Annotated in this window: 14 protein-coding genes and 1 tRNA gene; 4 read left to right on the top strand and 11 right to left on the bottom strand. The window is 64.9% G+C overall.

Annotation, left to right across the window (positions count from 1 at the left end; translation table 11 throughout):
- Positions 1-265: 265 nt before the first annotated feature.
- The 4 genes from P6U24_RS24025 to P6U24_RS24010 all read right to left on the bottom strand — a co-directional run bounded on the left by P6U24_RS24025 (position 266) and on the right by P6U24_RS24010 (position 2161).
- A complete protein-coding gene (locus tag P6U24_RS24025) occupies positions 266-1111 on the bottom strand; it encodes a nucleotidyltransferase domain-containing protein (protein WP_407154961.1) in 846 nt (281 codons plus the stop codon).
- Between the two features lie 114 nt (positions 1112-1225).
- A complete protein-coding gene (queD, locus tag P6U24_RS24020) occupies positions 1226-1582 on the bottom strand; it encodes a 6-carboxytetrahydropterin synthase QueD (RefSeq protein ID WP_407154960.1) in 357 nt (118 codons plus the stop codon).
- An 83-nt stretch (positions 1583-1665) separates the two neighbouring features.
- Positions 1666-1742: transfer RNA gene (locus tag P6U24_RS24015), tRNA-Arg, on the bottom strand.
- Positions 1743-1891: 149 nt separating this feature from the next.
- A complete protein-coding gene (locus P6U24_RS24010) occupies positions 1892-2161 on the bottom strand; it encodes a hypothetical protein (protein ID WP_407154959.1) in 270 nt (89 codons plus the stop codon).
- Positions 2162-2542: 381 nt separating this feature from the next.
- On the opposite strand from P6U24_RS24010, the gene P6U24_RS24005 reads away from it, so the two are divergent.
- Entirely contained in the window at positions 2543-2986 is a 444-nt protein-coding gene (locus tag P6U24_RS24005) for a hypothetical protein (RefSeq protein WP_407154958.1), read from the top strand.
- Positions 2987-3010: 24 nt separating this feature from the next.
- On the opposite strand, the gene P6U24_RS24000 is transcribed toward P6U24_RS24005, so the two are convergent.
- The gene (locus P6U24_RS24000; RefSeq protein ID WP_407154957.1) at positions 3011-5323 is read right to left on the bottom strand and encodes a cation:proton antiporter; all 2313 of its coding nucleotides are present in this window, start codon (positions 5321-5323) and stop codon (positions 3011-3013) included.
- 176 nt (positions 5324-5499) lie between these two features.
- Positions 5500-5775 (bottom strand): histone, encoded by a 276-nt coding sequence (locus P6U24_RS23995; protein WP_407154956.1) that lies wholly within the window; start codon positions 5773-5775, stop codon positions 5500-5502.
- A gap of 320 nt (positions 5776-6095) precedes the next feature.
- Here P6U24_RS23995 and P6U24_RS23990 point away from each other — a divergent pair, with 320 nt between their 5' ends.
- Positions 6096-7802, top strand: a complete 1707-nt coding sequence (locus P6U24_RS23990) for a methyl-accepting chemotaxis protein (protein WP_407154955.1) — start codon at positions 6096-6098, stop codon at positions 7800-7802.
- A gap of 27 nt (positions 7803-7829) precedes the next feature.
- Here P6U24_RS23990 and P6U24_RS23985 read toward each other — a convergent pair whose 3' ends face one another.
- The 5 genes from P6U24_RS23985 to P6U24_RS23965 form a co-directional block, all read right to left on the bottom strand.
- Positions 7830-9134 carry a TRAP transporter large permease gene (locus tag P6U24_RS23985; protein WP_407154954.1) on the bottom strand — a complete coding sequence of 435 codons (1305 nt, stop codon included), beginning with the start codon at positions 9132-9134 and terminating at the stop codon, positions 7830-7832.
- Between the two features lie 228 nt (positions 9135-9362).
- Positions 9363-9956, bottom strand: a complete 594-nt coding sequence (locus P6U24_RS23980; protein ID WP_407154953.1) for a TRAP transporter small permease subunit — start codon at positions 9954-9956, stop codon at positions 9363-9365.
- A gap of 10 nt (positions 9957-9966) precedes the next feature.
- Positions 9967-10968, bottom strand: coding sequence for a TRAP transporter substrate-binding protein (locus P6U24_RS23975; protein ID WP_407154952.1), 1002 nt, complete (start codon positions 10966-10968; stop codon positions 9967-9969).
- Positions 10969-11176: 208 nt separating this feature from the next.
- The gene (locus P6U24_RS23970) at positions 11177-12835 is read right to left on the bottom strand and encodes a hydantoinase B/oxoprolinase family protein (RefSeq protein WP_407154951.1); all 1659 of its coding nucleotides are present in this window, start codon (positions 12833-12835) and stop codon (positions 11177-11179) included.
- A gap of 2 nt (positions 12836-12837) precedes the next feature.
- On the bottom strand, positions 12838-14922 hold the full coding sequence (locus P6U24_RS23965; protein WP_407154950.1) for a hydantoinase/oxoprolinase family protein: 2085 nt from the start codon (positions 14920-14922) through the stop codon (positions 12838-12840).
- Positions 14923-15540: 618 nt separating this feature from the next.
- On the opposite strand from P6U24_RS23965, the gene P6U24_RS23960 reads away from it, so the two are divergent.
- Positions 15541-15753, top strand: coding sequence for a hypothetical protein (locus P6U24_RS23960; protein WP_407154949.1), 213 nt, complete (start codon positions 15541-15543; stop codon positions 15751-15753).
- Positions 15754-16040: 287 nt separating this feature from the next.
- Positions 16041-17423 (top strand): Na+/H+ antiporter NhaA, encoded by a 1383-nt coding sequence (nhaA, locus tag P6U24_RS23955; RefSeq protein WP_407154948.1) that lies wholly within the window; start codon positions 16041-16043, stop codon positions 17421-17423.
- Positions 17424-17437 lie beyond the last annotated feature (14 nt).

The following is a 17437-nucleotide window of genomic DNA, read 5'->3' as shown; positions in this document are numbered from 1 at the left end:
GGTGCGCGGCTGCCTCAAAGCCGCGCAGGGCTGGCTGCTCCAGCGCAAGCGTCGGCGCGCGACCTGCTTTCCGCGTTCGCAATCAGCGCGGGACTGGCGGGGCAACGACGACTGGCCACGCGATAGCGAGATAAGAGCGACGATATCGTCTCTGGCCGCTAGAGCGTTTTCAAGCGAAGTGGATACCGGTTCGCGTCAAGAAAACGCGTCAAAACAAGAAGCTAGACTACAGCCCCGTTCCGATTCAATCGGAACGGAAAAGGCTCTAGGCCTGATTGCCGACCGGGTGGTGCACGGAGATCGCACGTAACCGGTTGGAAAGGCTGGTCAGCCGGTGCAGCGCACAATCATAGTTGGCATTGCCTATGTCGCGCCAGACTTGACCTTGCACATCGGCCAGACCCTCGATGGTGATCGGGCAGGTTGCAGCCTCGGTGACAGCGCCCTTTTCATTGATCAGATAGCGCCCGTTCATGGCGAACAGGACTTGCGCCATGCAGCACAGCGCCCGATAGGCACAGCCTGCGACATGCGTTTGCTCGAGGCGCCTGGCTGCGATCCGAGCGTTCTCGATGGCGAAATCCACTTCCCAGCCGAAGCGAGTTACGAGGGCGTCCTTCAGCGCGTTCGGAAAGGGCCAGCATTCTCGCTTCAGTCTGGCAATGATGCCGAACGGATCGAGGAGTGGTTGGCAGATTGCGACTTCGCCCATCCAGATGGCCGAACAGAAACCATGCGGATGCCCCGGCTGGTAGTTCATCGAGATACGGCCTTGCCGTGCATCGGCGATGATCTCTCGCACCCTTGCGAGGTCGCGGTAGAGGAGATCGACCTTGAAGCCTCCGACTGCGAGCCAGCCTCCGCCATTGATCCAGGGGCCCCACTCGCCAACCGGAGTCACCGTGGGTGAGGGATCGTCGACGAGTGGCGCAATGGCGGATTGGAGAGCAGCAATGTCGAGCGGCGCGGCCGGCTCGTAGTAAAGGCCTATGTCATAGTCGGAAGCGGGACCGGCCGTCCCCCTCGCGCGCGAGCCGCCGAGAACGATAGCCGCCAGGCCTGGAACGCGTTCGAGCGCCCGGACGACCCGGGTCAGGATCGGATCTTTCACTCAGCCATCATCCCATCGCGTGAATTGAGGTCGACTTGGCGAACGGCGAATGCGGCGCTTCGATTGCCGCGATCATCTGCAACTGACCGACGAGCCGGGCGCCACGCGGCCCTGTCACCGCCCATCATATTCGGCCCAGCAGTCCGCGGTCTCATAGACCCGAACCGCGGAGAGTTGCGCCAGGTCCGGCTTCAGGCGGTCCCATATCCACACCGCGATGTTCTCGGCGGTCGGATTCTCCAGCCCCTCGATATCGTTCAGGCAGCGATGGTCCAGCGCCTCGATGATGCCGGCAAAGCCCTTCTCGATGTCGAAGAAGTCGGCAACGAAGCCGGTATGCGGGTCCACCGGACCCTCCAGGTGAATCTCGATGCGGTAGGAATGGCCATGCAGCCGGCGGCACCGGTGCGTCTCGGGTACGTTCGGCAGCCGATGCGCCGCCTCGAACTTGAACGCCTGCGATATTTTCATCTGGTTCCCGACTTGGCAGGACCCGGCCGCGATCTCGGACCGAAGACCGGATGTGCGGTGGCTCTGACCGGCTTCGAAGAAAATGGCGCGCTCGGAGAGATTCGAACTCCCGGCCCTCGGAATCGAAATCCGATGCTCTATCCAGCTGAGCTACGAGCGCGTTCTGGTCCGGCCCGCGAACATCCGGCGCCGGAGACTCCCGGATACCAGACTTGAGCGGGCGGGGCCAGCGGGGCCGTCCTGCCCGAAAGAGATAATCCCGGTTGCAGGATGTCAGCCGCGTGGCTTGACGCGAGAGGCGGGTCCCAGTCAGAAGCAGGGATGACGGCGGTGATCCTGGCCGAGATAGGCCGCCGCGCTCTGATAGCAGTGATTGGTCGATGGGCCATCGTAATAGGCGAAGGTGCCGGGCAGCGGACCCGGGCCATAATTGTGCAGATAGCTGATCGGGTAAGGCAGGCCGAGATAAACGTGGTGGGCATGGTGCCGATGATGATGGGTGCGTGCTTCGGAGAGGGTAGGGATCAGGCTTGCCGCTGACACAATCAGGGCGGTGACGACCAGTTTCGACAGACTCATCTCGTTTCTCCGGAAATCGGGCTAGCGCCCATGACGAGCGCAGCAGATTTGACATTTGCTTCCCTTGCCGCGATCCGTGGTTGCAAATGTCAAATCCAAAGTTGCACTAGATACAGTGGTTTAGCGAGTATTCCTGTGCGCCGACCTTCGCTCGAACGCCTCCGGGAAGGGAGCGAATGTTGGCGCCGGAACATTGGCGGGAACAATCTAATGCGAACGGGCCGGAAAAGCTGCCGAAAGATAGCGGAAACAAGGCCGCTCTCGCCCAATTTTTGGCCTTTTCCGGATGCTTAACCGATTCACAACACAGTCCGGCAAAAGTCCTGCAACGCAGGATTGGGGTTGACGCCTGCTGAAGATCGACTGGGGTCTTGTCCGCTGATGCGCCGTCTGCTTCCGCTGCTGCTGCTTACGTTGGCCGCTGCCTCGCCGGCGCGCGCCGACCTGCACATCACGCGCGACCATGGCGGCTATATCGAGGAATACAAGGCCAAGTACCAGCAGATCCGCGACACCCATCAGCGCGTCATCATCGACGGCATCTGCAACTCAGCCTGCACGCTGGTGTTCGGCATCGTTCCGATGAACAAGATCTGCGTCACGCCGCGCGCCAGCATCGGTGTCCATCAGGCCTATTACGACAAGGCCTTCACCTTCGGGATGAAGGTGACGAGCCTCGAAGGCACCTCGGAGCTGATGTCCTACTACCCCGATCCCTTGAAGGACTGGATACGCCGCAACGGCGGGCTCACCACCGAGATGAAGAAGATCAAGAACGGGATCGAGCTCTGGAAGATCGTCGATCCCTGTCCGGATGCCTGGTAGGGCGGACGGTCACCGCGACACCATTTAGGCCTTGGCGGCGGACGATCGCGGCGCAGCCTGGCTCACCTCGGTCGAGACCAGTAGCACCGGCGCGCGCGATCGGGCCAGCACGGCGGCGGCGACCGATCCGAAATCGAGAGCCTCTCCCTGTAGCCGGTCGACGCCGAGCACAACCAGATCGGCGCCCGCCGCTTCGACCTCCTGCAGGATGGCCCGCTCCGGCGCGGCACTGGCGTGAATCCGCGTCGTCACGGGCAGATCGTAACGGGCGGCGATCGCCGCCGTCTCCCGCAGCACCTGGGATGCGCGCTCCTGCACGCCCTCTGCGGCTGGGCGCCGCGTGCCCTGGTCGCGGGTGGTCGAGACGTAGATGAGGTGAAGCCGGGCGGCACGGACGCGCGCAATGGCGATCGCGATCTCTGCGCCGCGCCGCGACACGCCGCTGCCGGACACCGGCACCAGGATGCGAAGATCGCCTCTGGGCGGTGTATCCGGGTTGCGGACCGTTGCGTGCACCAGTGCCAGCGGTCCATCGAAACCGGCAGCGAGTTCCTGCAGCGACCGGCTGAAGCGGCCGTCCGCGGCCAACACCGGAGACAAGCCGACCAGCAGCAGGTCAAAACCCTTGCGAGCCTCCTCGGCGATCGTCTCGCGAAGTGACGTTCGAAGCCTTGGCTCTTGGACGCGTGTCGTCACGTCGATCTCGCCACGCAGGCCGCCTTGTCGCGCTGCCTCTTTGACGATCGTCACCGAGCTTTCCTGGTCGGGCAGATGAGGATCGACCTGAAAAACGGTGGTCGGCAGCGCCCGTGGCGCGGCCAGCCAGCCGGCGACCTTGGCGGCGAGCTCGGCATTGCCGCTGCGATCGACCGCGAGCAGCAGCCGCTCAAGGTGGCCGACAAAGCCCTTGTCCTCGTACGCCTCGCGTTCGAGCCGGTCCTGCTCGTCCCGCCGCGGCGGCAGCCGCGCCAGCGCGCCGCGCAGCATTGGCGGCATCGCCAGCGTGGTCAGGATCGCCATGGTGACGATCATAGAGAACAGGTTCTGTGTCAGCACCCCCATGGACAGGCCGATCGAGGCGATGATCACCTCGGTCGAGCCGCGCGCATTCATGCCGCTGGCAAGCGCGAGCGATTCCCGCCGCGTCAACCCGCCGGCCGCGCCGCCGAGCAGCGCGCCGGTGAACTTGCCGACGCTGGCGATGACGATCAGCGCGGCGGTGAACAGCAAAAGCTCGGGGCTGCGCAGCTGGGTGAGATCGGTGCCGAGGCCGGCAAGGCCGAAGAACACCGGCGTGAACAGGCCGGCGATCAAGCCGCGCAGCCGCTCGTCGATCTGCCGGGTCAGGATCGGGGATTCGCCGACCAGGACGCCGGCGATGAAGGCGCCGAGCACGGTGTGGACGCCGATCAGGTGTGTGATCAGCGCCATCGTGCTCATCAGCAGCAGGATCACGGTGACCACTGGCGCGGAGCTGACGAGATGGTCGTTGGCGAAGCGGATCAGCTGGAAGACCAGCCGCCGTCCCAGGGTGAAGCTGAAGACCAGGAAGGCGATCGTGCCCAGCAGCGCCTTGGCGACCGAGGCGAGGTCGACGGTGCCGCTCGATGCCAGGCTGAAGATCATGGCGATGATGATCCAGCCGAGCGTGTCGTCGATGATCGCCGAGGCCACAATGATCTGGCCGACATTCCGGCGCATGAAGTTCATCTCGCGCACCACCACCGCGACGATCTTGATCGAGGAGATCGACAGCGCAGTGCCAAGGAAAAGGGCGGCGACGAGCCGCGCTTCGGGATGCGGCAAGAGGCTGTCCGGCATGAACTCGCCGAGCGTGAAGCCGCAGGCGAACGGCAGCACGATGCCGAAGATCGAGATCGTGACCGCCGGCCGGCCGACCTTGCGCACGAGCTTGAGGTCGATCTCCATCCCGGTCAAAAGCAGCAGCAGCAGGATGCCGAACTGGGCGATGCCGTCCAGCATCGCCTTCTGCGCCGGATCGTGCGGGAAAATAGCCACTTGCGCCGATGGCCAGATCCAGCCGAACAGCGACGGTCCAAGGATCAGGCCGGCGAGCAGCTCGCCGATCACAGAGGGCTGGCCGATGCGCTGCATCAGCTCGCCGAGGCCGCGCCCGATGCCGATCAGGAGCGCGATCTGAACCAGCAGCAGGAATTCCGAGCCGCCTTTGCCGCCGCCTTCGTCGGCGTGGGCGATTGTTGCGGTCAACACAACAACGCCGCCGCCCAAGATGACTGCAGCGACGACAAGAGCGATCGGGCGGAGCCACCGGCTGTCGGCCGGTCGCACGGTCCGCTTCGCATCCTGCCTATCCATGCGCGGCTAAGCCGCCCCGCCGGATTTGGTTCCATGCGCCGCGATGGCGCACCTGCCGTTCGCAATTCACATCATCGAAACGAGGCAATCCAGCACCGGACAGTCCCCACTCGGGCGCTGGATTGCATCGCGGAAGCAACGAGCCGAAGCCGGCCCACGCGTCCTTCCAGTTTGCCTCAGCCCTTCTTGGCCTTCTTCTTGGCGGCCTTCTTGCTCGTCTTCTTCGCAGACTTCTTGGCGGCCTTCTTTGTTGCCTTGTTGGCCGACTTCTTGGTCGCCACCTTCTTGGCCTTGGCGGCACGCTTTGGCGCCGCCTTCTTTGCGGCCGGTTTCGCAGCGGGCTTGGCTGCGCGGCGGGCCTTCTTGATCACGGTCACCACTGTTTCTTTGGCGGTGTCGGCGGCGGTGTTGATCGCATTCGTCGCCTGGTCGATGAGAGGTGTATCGTCCATTTCGATCCCCCGATCTGTTGCAAACAAGCTAACGATAGCTGGATTCTTCAAGCTGTCAAAGTGAACGACAAACTACTCACCTTTTGCGTGCGCGTGCGCAGGTGGCCATCCTTGTCGCGCAGCCGCAGCTGCGCGCCAGCGCCAGATGATCCGACGGGCGCAAGCTCTCGCAGACCGGACGACGAGGCGCGATGCGGCCATTCGCGCCGGTCCCTTGCTGCCGGGGGCTTCCCCGTAATTCCCCGGCCACGCCCGTTAATCAGGATGAAATTCGGATCGCCTATTTTAGGGAGAATTTGCATCTTCGTAGGTCGAAACCCTTGTCCGTCAAGCTCAAGCTCGGGACCAAGGCGCTGCTTGGCGCCGCCTTTGTCATCGCCCTCAATACTGCGCTGGTGGTCGGCGCGGCTTATTGGTCGCTGTCGTCGGATTTCACCGAACGCGCCAAGCGGGATATCGAGGACAATCTGCGTACCCTGGCGCTGACCTTCACGGAGATCTTCCCCGATGCCAAGGTGACCATGCAGGACGGCGTTATCCGCCATATCGAAATCGCCCAGTTTCCCGAGCTCAGGGATCACGGAATCGTCGATCGCGCGGTCAGCTATGTCGGCGGCAACGCGACCTTGTTCGCCTTTGACGAGGTGAGCGGCCAGTTCGTGCGTCGCTCGACCAACGTCAAGAAGGAGAATGGCGAGCGCGCGGTGGGCACCCAGCTCGCCGCCGATCATCCCGGGCAGGCGATCCTGCGCCGTGGCGAAGCCTATAAGGGCCCGGCCGTGCTGTTCGGCAAATCGTTCATGACGGCCTATTTCCCGCTCACCAATCCCACAGGCAAGGTGATCGGCATCCTCTATGTCGGCGTGCCGATGGCGCAGCTCGATGCGATGCTGAGCCAGGCGATGCGGACCATGATCGAGGCGGCAGGCATAGCGGCGCTGCTGGCTCTCGGTCTCACGCTGCTGGTGGTGCGCCGGGTGACGCAGCCGCTGGCGGCGGTGACGCAGGCGCTGACCGCCATTGCGGAAGGGCGCAGCGACATCGCGATCGACTGTGACGACCGCGGCGACGAGATCGGCGAGATCGCCCGTACCCTGGCCGTATTCCGCAGCGCCTCCGGCGAGCGCCGGCGCCTGCGCGAGGAGCAGGCGGCCTCCGCCGAGGCTGCTGCCGAGCAGCGCAAGGCGGAGCTCAGGCGTTTCGTCGATGGCTTTCAGGCCAGCGTCGGCGGCATCATCGATCATGTGCTGAGCTCGTCCGGCGAATTCGAGCGTGTTGCGCGCCAGTTGACCCAAACCGCGCGCACGACCGCGGAATTGTCCGGCCAGTCGGCCGGCGCGTCGGAAGCGGCGTCCGAGCACGTCCGCACCGCGGCGGCTGCATCGGACGAACTGTCCGGCTCGATCGCGGAGATCGGCCGCAGGGTGCGCGAGTCCAACGAGATTGCCGCCGGGGCCGTCAAGCAGGCGAGTGCCACCGACCAACGCATCAAGGAGCTGTCGGAGGCGGGCGCCCGGATCGGCGACGTCGTCAAGCTGATCACCTCGATCGCCGAGCAGACCAACCTCTTGGCGCTGAATGCGACCATCGAGGCGGCCCGTGCCGGCGATGCCGGCCGCGGCTTCGCCGTGGTGGCGCAGGAGGTGAAGACACTGGCCGGCCAGACCGCCAAGGCGACCGAGGAGATCTCCAGCCAGATCGCCAACATGCAGACCGTCACCCAGGAATCGGTCGATGCCATCAAGGCGATCGGCCAGACCATCGAGCGCATCAACGGCATTGCCGCCTCGATCTCGTCCGCCGTCGAGCAGCAGCGTGCGGCGACGCAGAACATCACCCAGAGCGTCCGCTCGGCGGCGAGCGGCACCGCTGAGGTCGTGAACACCATCCGCAGCGCCGCACGCGGGGCGGATGAGACCGGCGAAAGCTCGAACAGGATGTTCGCTTCCGCGCAGTCGCTGTCCGGCGAAAGCCTGCGGCTGAAGGCCGAGGTCGACAAATTCCTCGACGGCATGCGGGCAGCCTGATCGGGCCGCTGACCCCATGGGCGGGCCTCATCCATAGAGTAGCCGGGGCAGGATGGTGACGATTCCCGGGAATAGCGTCAGCAGCAGCACGAAGCTGATCATGATCAGGAGATAGGGCGCGGTCACGCCCGCGATATAGCCGAGCCCGTCCTCGGTGAGGCCCTGGATCACGAACAGGTTGAAGCCCACCGGCGGGGTGATCTGCGCCATCTCGACCGCGATCACCAGGAAGATGCCGAACCAGATCTCGTCGAAGCCCGCAGCCTTTACGATCGGCAGCACGATCGGAAGCGTCATCACGATCATGGAGAAGCCGTCGAGAAAGCAGCCAAGGATCAGATAGAACACGATCAGGACGACGATCAGCATGAAGGGCGACAGGCCGAGCCCCTTCACGAAGGCGGCGATCGCCTGGGGGATGCCGAGAAAGGCCGCGGCATTGCCCAGGATCGAGGCGCCAAGCACGATCAGCGCGATCATCGAGCAGGTGACGACCGAGCCGATCAGCACATCGCGCATCACCTGCTGCGAGAGCGAGCCCTGGACGTAGGCCACCAGCGCTGCGCCGAGCACGCCCACCGCCGCCGCTTCGGACGGCGTCGCCAGGCCGCCATACATCGAGCCGAGGACACAGGCGATCAGGAACAAGGCCGGCGCCAGATCCTTCAAGGCGGCGAAGCTCTCGCTCCAGGGCACGAGCGAGAGCTTCGCTTCAGCTTCGGGCACCATGGCCGGCTGCCATGTCGTGTGCAGCATGACCCAGGTCATGAATACGCCCGCGAGCAGCAGGCCGGGCAGCACGCCGGCGGTAAAGAGTTTCAGAATGGAAACGTCGCCGAGCACGCCATAGATGATCATGATGTTCGAGGGCGGGATCAGGAAGCCGAGCGTGCCGGCGCCCGCCAGCGAGCCGATCGCGATGTCGCGCGAATAGCCGCGGCGCAGCAACTCGTTGAGCGACATGCGGCCGATCACCTGCGTGGTCGCAGCCGACGAGCCCGAGATCGCGGCAAAGATCGTGCAGCCGATCACGTTGACATGCAGCAGACGTCCCGGCAGCAGCCCGGCCCAGGGGGCGAGCCCCTGGAACAGCGAGCGCGACAGGCGGGTACGAAACAAGAGCTCGCCCATCAGGATAAACAGCGGCAGCGCCAGCAGCTCCTGCGTGGTCAGGACGTTCCAGGCATATTGCGGAAGCAGCTTGTCGAGCGGGATCGAGCGGAACATCGCCAGCAGCAGCGTCGCCGTCAGGGCGAGGGTCAGTCCGATCCAAAGGCCGCCGGCCAGCAGCGCGAACAGGATGACGAACAGGCTGACGACTTCGATGGTCATGAGGCCTCGCGATCCGGAGTGCCGCCTCCCGCTGGGGCAGGAGGCAATCGCATTGGAAACTTGCTCGGTCGCACCTCTCCCGCTTGCGGGGGAGGTCGCATCGCATTGAAAATGCGATGCGGGTGGGGGAAGTGCTTCCGCAGGAAGACCGTGCCTTGAGGCTGCCCCACCCCAACCCTCCCCCGCAAGCGGGGGAGGGAGCGCACCATCCTGATGCGTTGTCCTTCCTCATTCGACCGGCGAAGCCTTCATGCTGTGATCCTCGAGCGGGAGCCCAAGCACGCCCTGGATCGCGCGCGCCAGGAATTGCAGCGTCAGCAGCAGCATGCCGAAGGTCACGACGGCTTGCGGAAACCACAGCGGCGTGTCGCTTCCGGTCGACACCTGGCCGCGGACGAAGGAGCTCCACGCGAACTTGGCCATCGCCGAGGTCAGGAAAGCCATGAAGACGAAGCCGGCCAACGCCGCGAGCACTTCAAGCCCGCGCTGCAGCGGGGCGGGGACGTTCTTCAGCAGCAGCACCACGCGAATGTGGCCGCCGACCCGCAGCGTCATCGCTGCGCCGAAAGTGAAGGACGCCGCCATCAGATAGGAGGAGTATTCCCAGGCGATCGAAATATCCGGCGGGAAGAACGGCAGCACGTTCGACAGCGCGCGGGTGGCGACTTCCGCGAGCATCAGAAAGGTCAGGGCCAAGAGGCAGCCGCCGCCGATCCAGCCATCGAGCCGGCCGAGGCGGTCGATGGCGTCGAGCAGAAAGCGGATCGGCACAGGTGCCGCCGCGTTGAGGCTCTTCGGCGCAGCAGGCGAGAGGGTTGTCACGGCCGAGACCTCATCCACGCTTCATCTCGGCGAGATAGGCCCTGACCGGTTTGTCGGCCGCCGGCACGCGCTTCAGGAACGCTTCCAGCAGGGGCGCCGCACGGGTGCGGATATCCGTCATCATGGCGTCCGACACCGGCATCACCTCCATGCCGCCTTCCTTCAGCCGGTTGAGGCTGTCGGCATCGGCCTTCAGCGAGTTCGCCCAGAAGCCGGGCTCCATCCTCTCGGCAATGCCGGCGATCGTCGTCTGTTGCTCGGCGCTCAGCGCTTTCCAGGAGTCGAGGTTCATGGTCAGCATCTGCGACGACCAGACATGGTTGGTCGGATAGACGTATTTGAGAAATTCCCAGAACTTGCCGTCGACGCCGGAGACGGAGGAGGTCGCGACGCCCGCGACCGCGCCGGACGCCAGCGCCGGAATGGTCTCGCCCCAGGGGATCATCACCGGTGCCATGCCGATCACGTTGCACAGGTCGATGTTGTTCTTATCGGGTACGCGGATCTTGATGTTCTTCAGCCCGGCGACATCGGCAACCCTAACCTTGAGGTGCAGATATTGCGTCGGCCAGGGCACGATGTAGAGAATCTTCTGGTTGTTGCGCGCGGCGATCTTCTCGTATTCGGGCCGCACATATTTGTGCAGCACCTTGAGCTCGTCCATCGAGCCGCACAGGAAGGGGATGCTCTCGACGCCCATGAACGGCTCGTCGCCGACTTGCTGGATATTGAGCACGTCGGCGAGCGGCACCAGGCCGTCGCGCACCGCGCGCAGATGTTCAGGCCCCTTGAAGCCGAGCTGGCCGCCGGCCTTCACGGTGATCTCGACGCTGCCGTCGGTCCGCTTCCTGACCTCCTCGGCGAAGGCAAAAGCGTTCTGGGTGTGGAAATTGCCGTCGGGCCAGACCGTCGACATGTCCAGGCTCGTGGTCGCCGCGCGTGCAGGGGTGGAGATCTGGCTTGCCGCGAGCAAGGTCGCTGCGCCCGCGGTGAACGTCCGTCGCGTGATCATTCATACCCCTCCGCTGTTGTCTCGATCTCTGATCTCATTGCGTAGCAACCGCCGTCATTCCGGGGCGATGCGACAGCATCGAACCCTCAGGTACGCAATTGCGCACCGGGAATCTCGAGATTCCGGGTTCAGCCCTGACGGGCTGCCCCGGAATGACGGCGGTTAATTTCCGAGCCTCCGACACAGTAAGACCAACGCCGCGCATCGCTCAGCCTGTCCGGCCGTAGATGACGGCCGCATTGTCGGCCGACACCAGGCCGCTTTCGACGTCCTCGCGCACGGCCTCTGCCGCGCGCTCCCTGGGATCGCCGATCCCGGCGCCGCCGGGCGTCATCACCACCAGGCGGTCGTCAGGCGGGACGGTCTGAAAACCTTTCCCGCGCAGCTTCCGGCCTGACTTCAGCCCGACATAGCCGGCTTCGCCGTTACGGCCGCCATCACGGCCGCGCGGCGGATGGTCGATACGGTCGAACGCGGCGAGAATGTCGAACGGCGCATCGACGCCGCTACCGACCTCGATGATCTGGCCGAGCCCGCCGCGGGTGCGGCCGGCGCCGCCGGAATCGGGACGCAGCTCCTTGCGCCAGAAGATCAGCGGCGTCTGGGTTTCGGCGATCTCGACCGGGGTGCCGCGCACGCCGGAGGGGTAGGCGGTCGCGGAGAGGCCGTCCTTGGTGAAGCGGGCGCCGGTGCCGCCGTTGCTCGTCACCGCCATCGAGAACCCGTAATTGCCGCCGGCGCCGGAACGGGTCTGGCCGCGGACATTGAGATTCCAGAGGCAGGAGGTGCCTTCGGCCGGCACGCGCTCGGGGATGATCTGGCGCAGGCAGCCAAACACGACATCCGGCAGCATCTGGCCGATCACGTGGCGCGAGGCCACGGGTGCGGGCTTCGGTGCATTGAGGATCGCGCCGTCGGGCGCCGAGACCGTCAGCGGCGCCAGCGAGCCCGCATTGTTCGGAATATTGGACGCGACCACGCAGCCGAGACCGAACACCGTGTAGGCGGTGGTGTAGGAGAGGGGGACGTTGATGCCGAATTTCGAGGCCTTCGAGGTACCGTCGAAATCGACATGGATGCCTTGGTCCGAGATCGTCAGCGCGGCGCTCAGCGTCACCGGCGCGTCATAGCCGTCGACGGTCATCTCGTTGCGCCAGGTGCCCTTGGGCAGCCCAGCGATCTCGGCCAGCACCGCCTCGCGCGAGCGGTCGCAGATGTAGTCGCCAAGCGTATCGAGCGTGTCGATGCCGAACTCGGCCATCATCTCGACCAAGCGCTGGCAGCCCACGTCGTTGCAGCCGGCGAGCGAATAGGTGTCGCCTTCGGTATCGATCGGCAGCCGCGTGTTGGCGCGGATCATGGCCATCAACGTCTCGTTGACGACGCCCTGATCGATCAGCTTCAGCATCGGGATGTACAGGCCCTCCATGAACACGTCGGTGCCATCGGGCCCGAAGCCGATGCCGCCGATGTCCATCAGGTGGCTGGTGCAGGAGAACAGCGCGACGATCTTGCCATCCTTGAAGCAGGGCGTGGTGACGACGAAGTCGTTGAGATGGCCGGTGCCCATCCACGGGTCGTTGGTGATGTAGGCGTCGCCCGGCTTCATGCTGTGCAGCGGGAAGTGGGCGATGAAGTGCTTGACCGACTCCGCCATCGAGTTGACGTGGCCTGGCGTGCCGGTCACCGCCTGCGCGAGCATCCGCCCCTTCAGGTCGAAGACGCCGGCGGAGAGATCGCCGCATTCGCGCACGATCGGGCTGAAGGCGGTGCGCAGCAGCACCTGCGCCTGCTCCTCGACCACGGCGATCAGCCGGTGCCACATGATCTGCAGATCGATCAGGCTCGCGCCGTTGCTCACAGACATGATCAGGCCGCCTTCCGTTCCATGACGATGCTGCCCGCAGCGTCGATATAGGCATCGAAGCTATTGGAGATGAATGTCGAGGTCTCGTCCTCCGCGATCACGGCGGGGCCAGCGATGACGGCGCCGGGCGCCATCTGCTCGCGGCGGAAGAGGGGGATCTCGACCACCTTTCCGGCGCGCCCATCAAAGAACTTTCTGCTGCCGGTGGCCTTTCCGGCAGGCTGTCGCGTGACATCCGTCACCCTGGGAGGCTTGCGCGCGTCCGTCGTGGCGAGCACCGACCAGCTCAGCACCTCGATCGCAGCGCCGGGAATCGGCCGCTCGAACAGCGCGGAATAGTCGGTCTCGAACGACTGGCGCAGTGCCGGCAGGTCAGCAGCGGTGAGCGGCCGGTTCGGTAGCTCGACATTGATCTCGTGTCCCTGGCCGACATAGCGCATGAAGGCAGCGCGACGCTCGCGCACCGGCGCGCCGGCCGCGCCCGGCTCGACCAGCGCCCGCGCTTCGGTCGCCATCTCCTGCAAAAGCTCGGACACCGCGCCGACGTCGAACGCGTCGAGCCGGACGTGGCGGCTGCGCACCAGCTCATAGGCGATCGGGGCGGCCAGAAAACCGACCGCCGAGCCGACACCGGCATTGGACGGGACGATCACTCTGTTCACGCCGATCTTCTCGGCGACGCGGGCGGCATGCAGCGGCGCGGCGCCGCCGAAGGCGATCAGCGTATGCTGGCCGACCACGGCGCCGCGCTCGACCGCATGCACGCGCGCGGCGCTCGCCATGTTCTCGCAGACGACCTCATGCACCGCATAGGCCGCCGTCTCGGCCGACAGGCCGAGCGGCTCGCCGACATCGCGGAGCAGGGCCCGTTTCGACAGCTCGGAATCGAGCGTGATGGTGCCGCCGGCAAAGGCATCGGGATCGATCATGCCGAGAGCCACGTCCGCATCGGTTACGGCGGGACGCTCGCCGCCGCGGCCGTAGCAGGCCGGCCCCGGCTCGGAGGAGGTGCTCTCCGGCCCGACGGTGACGCGCTTCAGCGCATCGATATGGGCAATCGAGCCGCCACCGGCGCCGATCTCGACCATTTCGATGACAGGGATGCGCACCGGCAGCCCTGAGCCTTTCAGGAAGCGCGCGGCGCGGTCGACCTCGAACACGCGCGAGCTCTCGGGCTCGTAATCCTCGATCAGGCAGATCTTCGCGGTGGTGCCGCCCATGTCGAAAGAAAGCACCTTGTTCTCGCCGAGCCGGGCGGCGATCTGCGCCGCAAAGATGGCGCCGCCGGCGGGACCGGATTCGACCAGGCGCACCGGGAAGCGCCGCGCCGTTGCGATCGAGGTGACGCCGCCGCCCGAGGTGACGAGATAGATGGCGCCGCGAAACTGCTCGATCCGAAGCGCCTGCTCCATGCGCGCGAGATAGCTGTCCATCAGCGGCTGCACATAGGCATTGGCGACCGCCGTCGAGGTGCGCTCATATTCGCGGATCTCGGGGCAGACCTCGCAGGACAGCGTGATCGAAAGCTCCGGCATCTCCGCCTGCAGGATCGCACCGGCGCGCCGCTCGTGGTCGGGATTGGCGTAGGAGTGCAGGAAGGCAAAGGCGACGGCCTGCACATTCGCCGCGCGCAGCTTCGGGGGCAGCGCGCGCACCGCGGCCTCATCCAGCGGCAGCCTCACGGCGCCATGGGAGTCGATCCGTTCCGGCACGGTGAACCGCAGGCTGCGCGGCACCAGGGGCTTCGGCTTGTCGATCGAAAGATCATACTGGTCGTAGCGGCTTTCGGTTCCGATATCCAGAACGTCGCGGAAGCCTTCCGTTGCGATCAGCGCGGTTCTGGCGCCGCGGCGCTCGATGATGGCGTTGGTCGCCAGCGTGGTGCCGTGAATGAAGACGTCGATGTCAGAGATATGGGCTTTCGCATCGGACAGGATCAGCCTGACACCGTCGAGCACTGCCTGCTCGGGACGCGTCGGTGTCGTCAGCACCTTGCGCGTCCTACGCCGTTCACCCACGTCGAGCACGATATCGGTGAACGTGCCTCCGATATCGACGGCAAGCCGTACCTCGGCCTTGTCAAGCATTCCAACGTCTCCACCAGGGATCAGCAATCGAAGCTCTCAGTTTGAGCAAGTTCTGTGCCGCGCGCCAGCGGTGTTGGCGATGGCACTCCATGAGCCAGCGGCGTAGCTTGCATCTGGGGTGGCCATGGCGGCGGGGTGCGCCTCGCTCGACTGTCGTCCCGGGCAAGCGAGCAGAGCGAGCGCAGACCCGGGATCCATAACCACAGGCGCTCGTGGATTGCACCGAAGGTAAGGCAATCAATCTTCGCAACATGATGATTGGTGGTTATGGGTCCCGGCGCAAGGCCGGGACGACACCTTGTGTGTAGCACCACCAATCTACCCACGACCTCACGTCCTCGCGGCACGTCGTGCCCGAGCTGTGCTGAATCATCAACCCTCCAAAACGAGAGGGTGCAGGGAATGCCGGGTGAAGGCCTCACCCATGGCCCGCCTGCAACAAGAAAAGCAGGCGGCAGTCACCACAGGTGCAGCCGGATCATCCGGCATTCCCTGCGCGATGTTTGGCGGCTTATACGCGCTCTCCTTGGAGACCGGCTTGATTGCCTCCATTTGCGATAACGCGAACGCGTTGCGCAGGGCGCCAGCACCGGGGCGCCAGGACCACACGATTTCACCGTGCGCATCGAGGTGTTCGTCGGCATGAAGAATCACGCTGCAACCCGACACGCCCACCGCATCCCGCACCCGACGTTCGTGACGACGCGCGCACGTCCCTCTGCATGGGGCGAGACGGGGGCAGTAAAGCATGATTTCCGAAAAAACGAAAGAGAAATTTTGCGGCTGGATGGCCAGATACGCGCGATGGTGCTGAAAGAGCTGGTGAAATGAGTTCTTCAGCGCAGCCAGTTTTGCACCTCGCGCAGCTCAGGTCGGGAATAACGCTGCTGCGATTGAAACGATGCTATCGGGCAACGTGTCGTCGAACCCGCGCCTGCTCCGTGGATCAATCGCATCGGGTTTCGCTGGTGAGATGATGGTTCCTCACTCACGCCAGCCGGGTTGCCTTATCCTCGTCGCCGTGTAAAACGGCCTTCGGGTGTTCGCTGCATCCGGCAGCGACAGGTCAAGCGATGGTCGGGCCGCCACGCGGAAAGCGTGTGCTCTGGGATCATCGGATGGATCGTCGATCGTCAAGCGGCTTGCCTCGGGCTCGGTCCATTGCCGAGCGGGCGTTCGCCACCGTTCAGCATTTCCTGCATGTCGAAGCCGTCAGCGGCTGCGTGCTGCTCATCGCCGCCGCGGCGGCGCTGATCTGGGCGAACTCGCCGTTCGCGGACAGCTACCATGCGCTCTGGAACCTTCCACTTGGGATCGCGTTCGGCGAGTTCGCGTATTCCGAGTCGTTGCACTTCTGGATCAACGACGCGCTGATGACGGTGTTCTTCCTCGTCGTCGGCATGGAGATCAGGCGCGAGATTCACGAGGGAGCGCTGAGCAGATTCGATCAGGCTGTTCTGCCGGCGGTTGCAGCTGCCGGTGGCGTCCTCGTTCCGGCGCTGATCTATCTCGGCCTCAACCCGGATGCGGTCCGCAGCCAGGGTTGGGCGGTCCCGACTGCAACCGACATTGCCTTTGCGGTCGGCGTGCTCGCACTGCTCGGGCGAAACATTCCGGTCAATGTCCGGGTCTTCCTGCTGGCGCTCGCCATCATCGACGACGTCATCGCGGTGCTGATCATTGCGTGCTTCTACTCAGGCAGCCTGCAGATCGGCGGGGCGGCCGTCGTGCTATTCGGCGTGGTGATCATCGCTGCGCTCCGATGGATCGGCATCGGCTCCGCGCTCGCCTATGTCTTGCCGGGCGCGGTCGTCTGGAGCGGTTTTCTGATCACGGGCATCCATCCGACGCTTGCGGGCGTGGTGCTGGGCCTGATGACGCCGGTCACCTCGATGCCGACGCGGGAACACCCGTTGGACATGCTGGCGCGTGTCGCCGAAAAATTGCGGAGCAGCGATGCCGCGAGAACGAGGGACACGCATCGGCTGGCAGCGCCGCTGCGGCAACTCCATGTGGCTCGGCGCGAGATGCTGCCGCCGGTCGTGCGGGTGCAAACGGCACTTCATCCCTGGGTCGCGTATGGAATCATGCCCCTGTTCGCGCTCGCGAATGGCGGCATCAGCTTGACCGACGCCGATCTCTCCGGCGGAGCGCAAGACGTCGCATTGGGCGTTGGCGTGGCGCTCGTCGTGGGAAAACCGATCGGCGTCATTGGAGCGACATGGCTTGCGGTTCGGCTGGGTGGGTGCCGCTTGGCGCCGGGCGTGTCGTGGAGTGGGGTCGGTCTGATCGGCCTGTTGGCCGGGATTGGATTCACCATGTCGATCTTCATCGCCATGCTCGCCTTCGCCGACGAGGCGCTCCTGAACGCGGCCAAACTGGGCGTGCTTGCAGCCACGCTGCTCGCTGCCACGATGGGACTGGGATGGGGCACGTTGTACGTTCGGCGCCTACGCCGAGACATACCCGACGATCACGTCGTCCAGGAGTCAAGGACCTGATGCGGCGGCATCGG

The organism is Bradyrhizobium sp. STM 3557, assembly GCF_045571465.1.
Lineage (GTDB): Bacteria > Pseudomonadota > Alphaproteobacteria > Rhizobiales > Xanthobacteraceae > Bradyrhizobium.
Note: the sequence above shows the minus strand (reverse complement) of the source record. Positions and strands in the feature narration are given on the sequence as shown.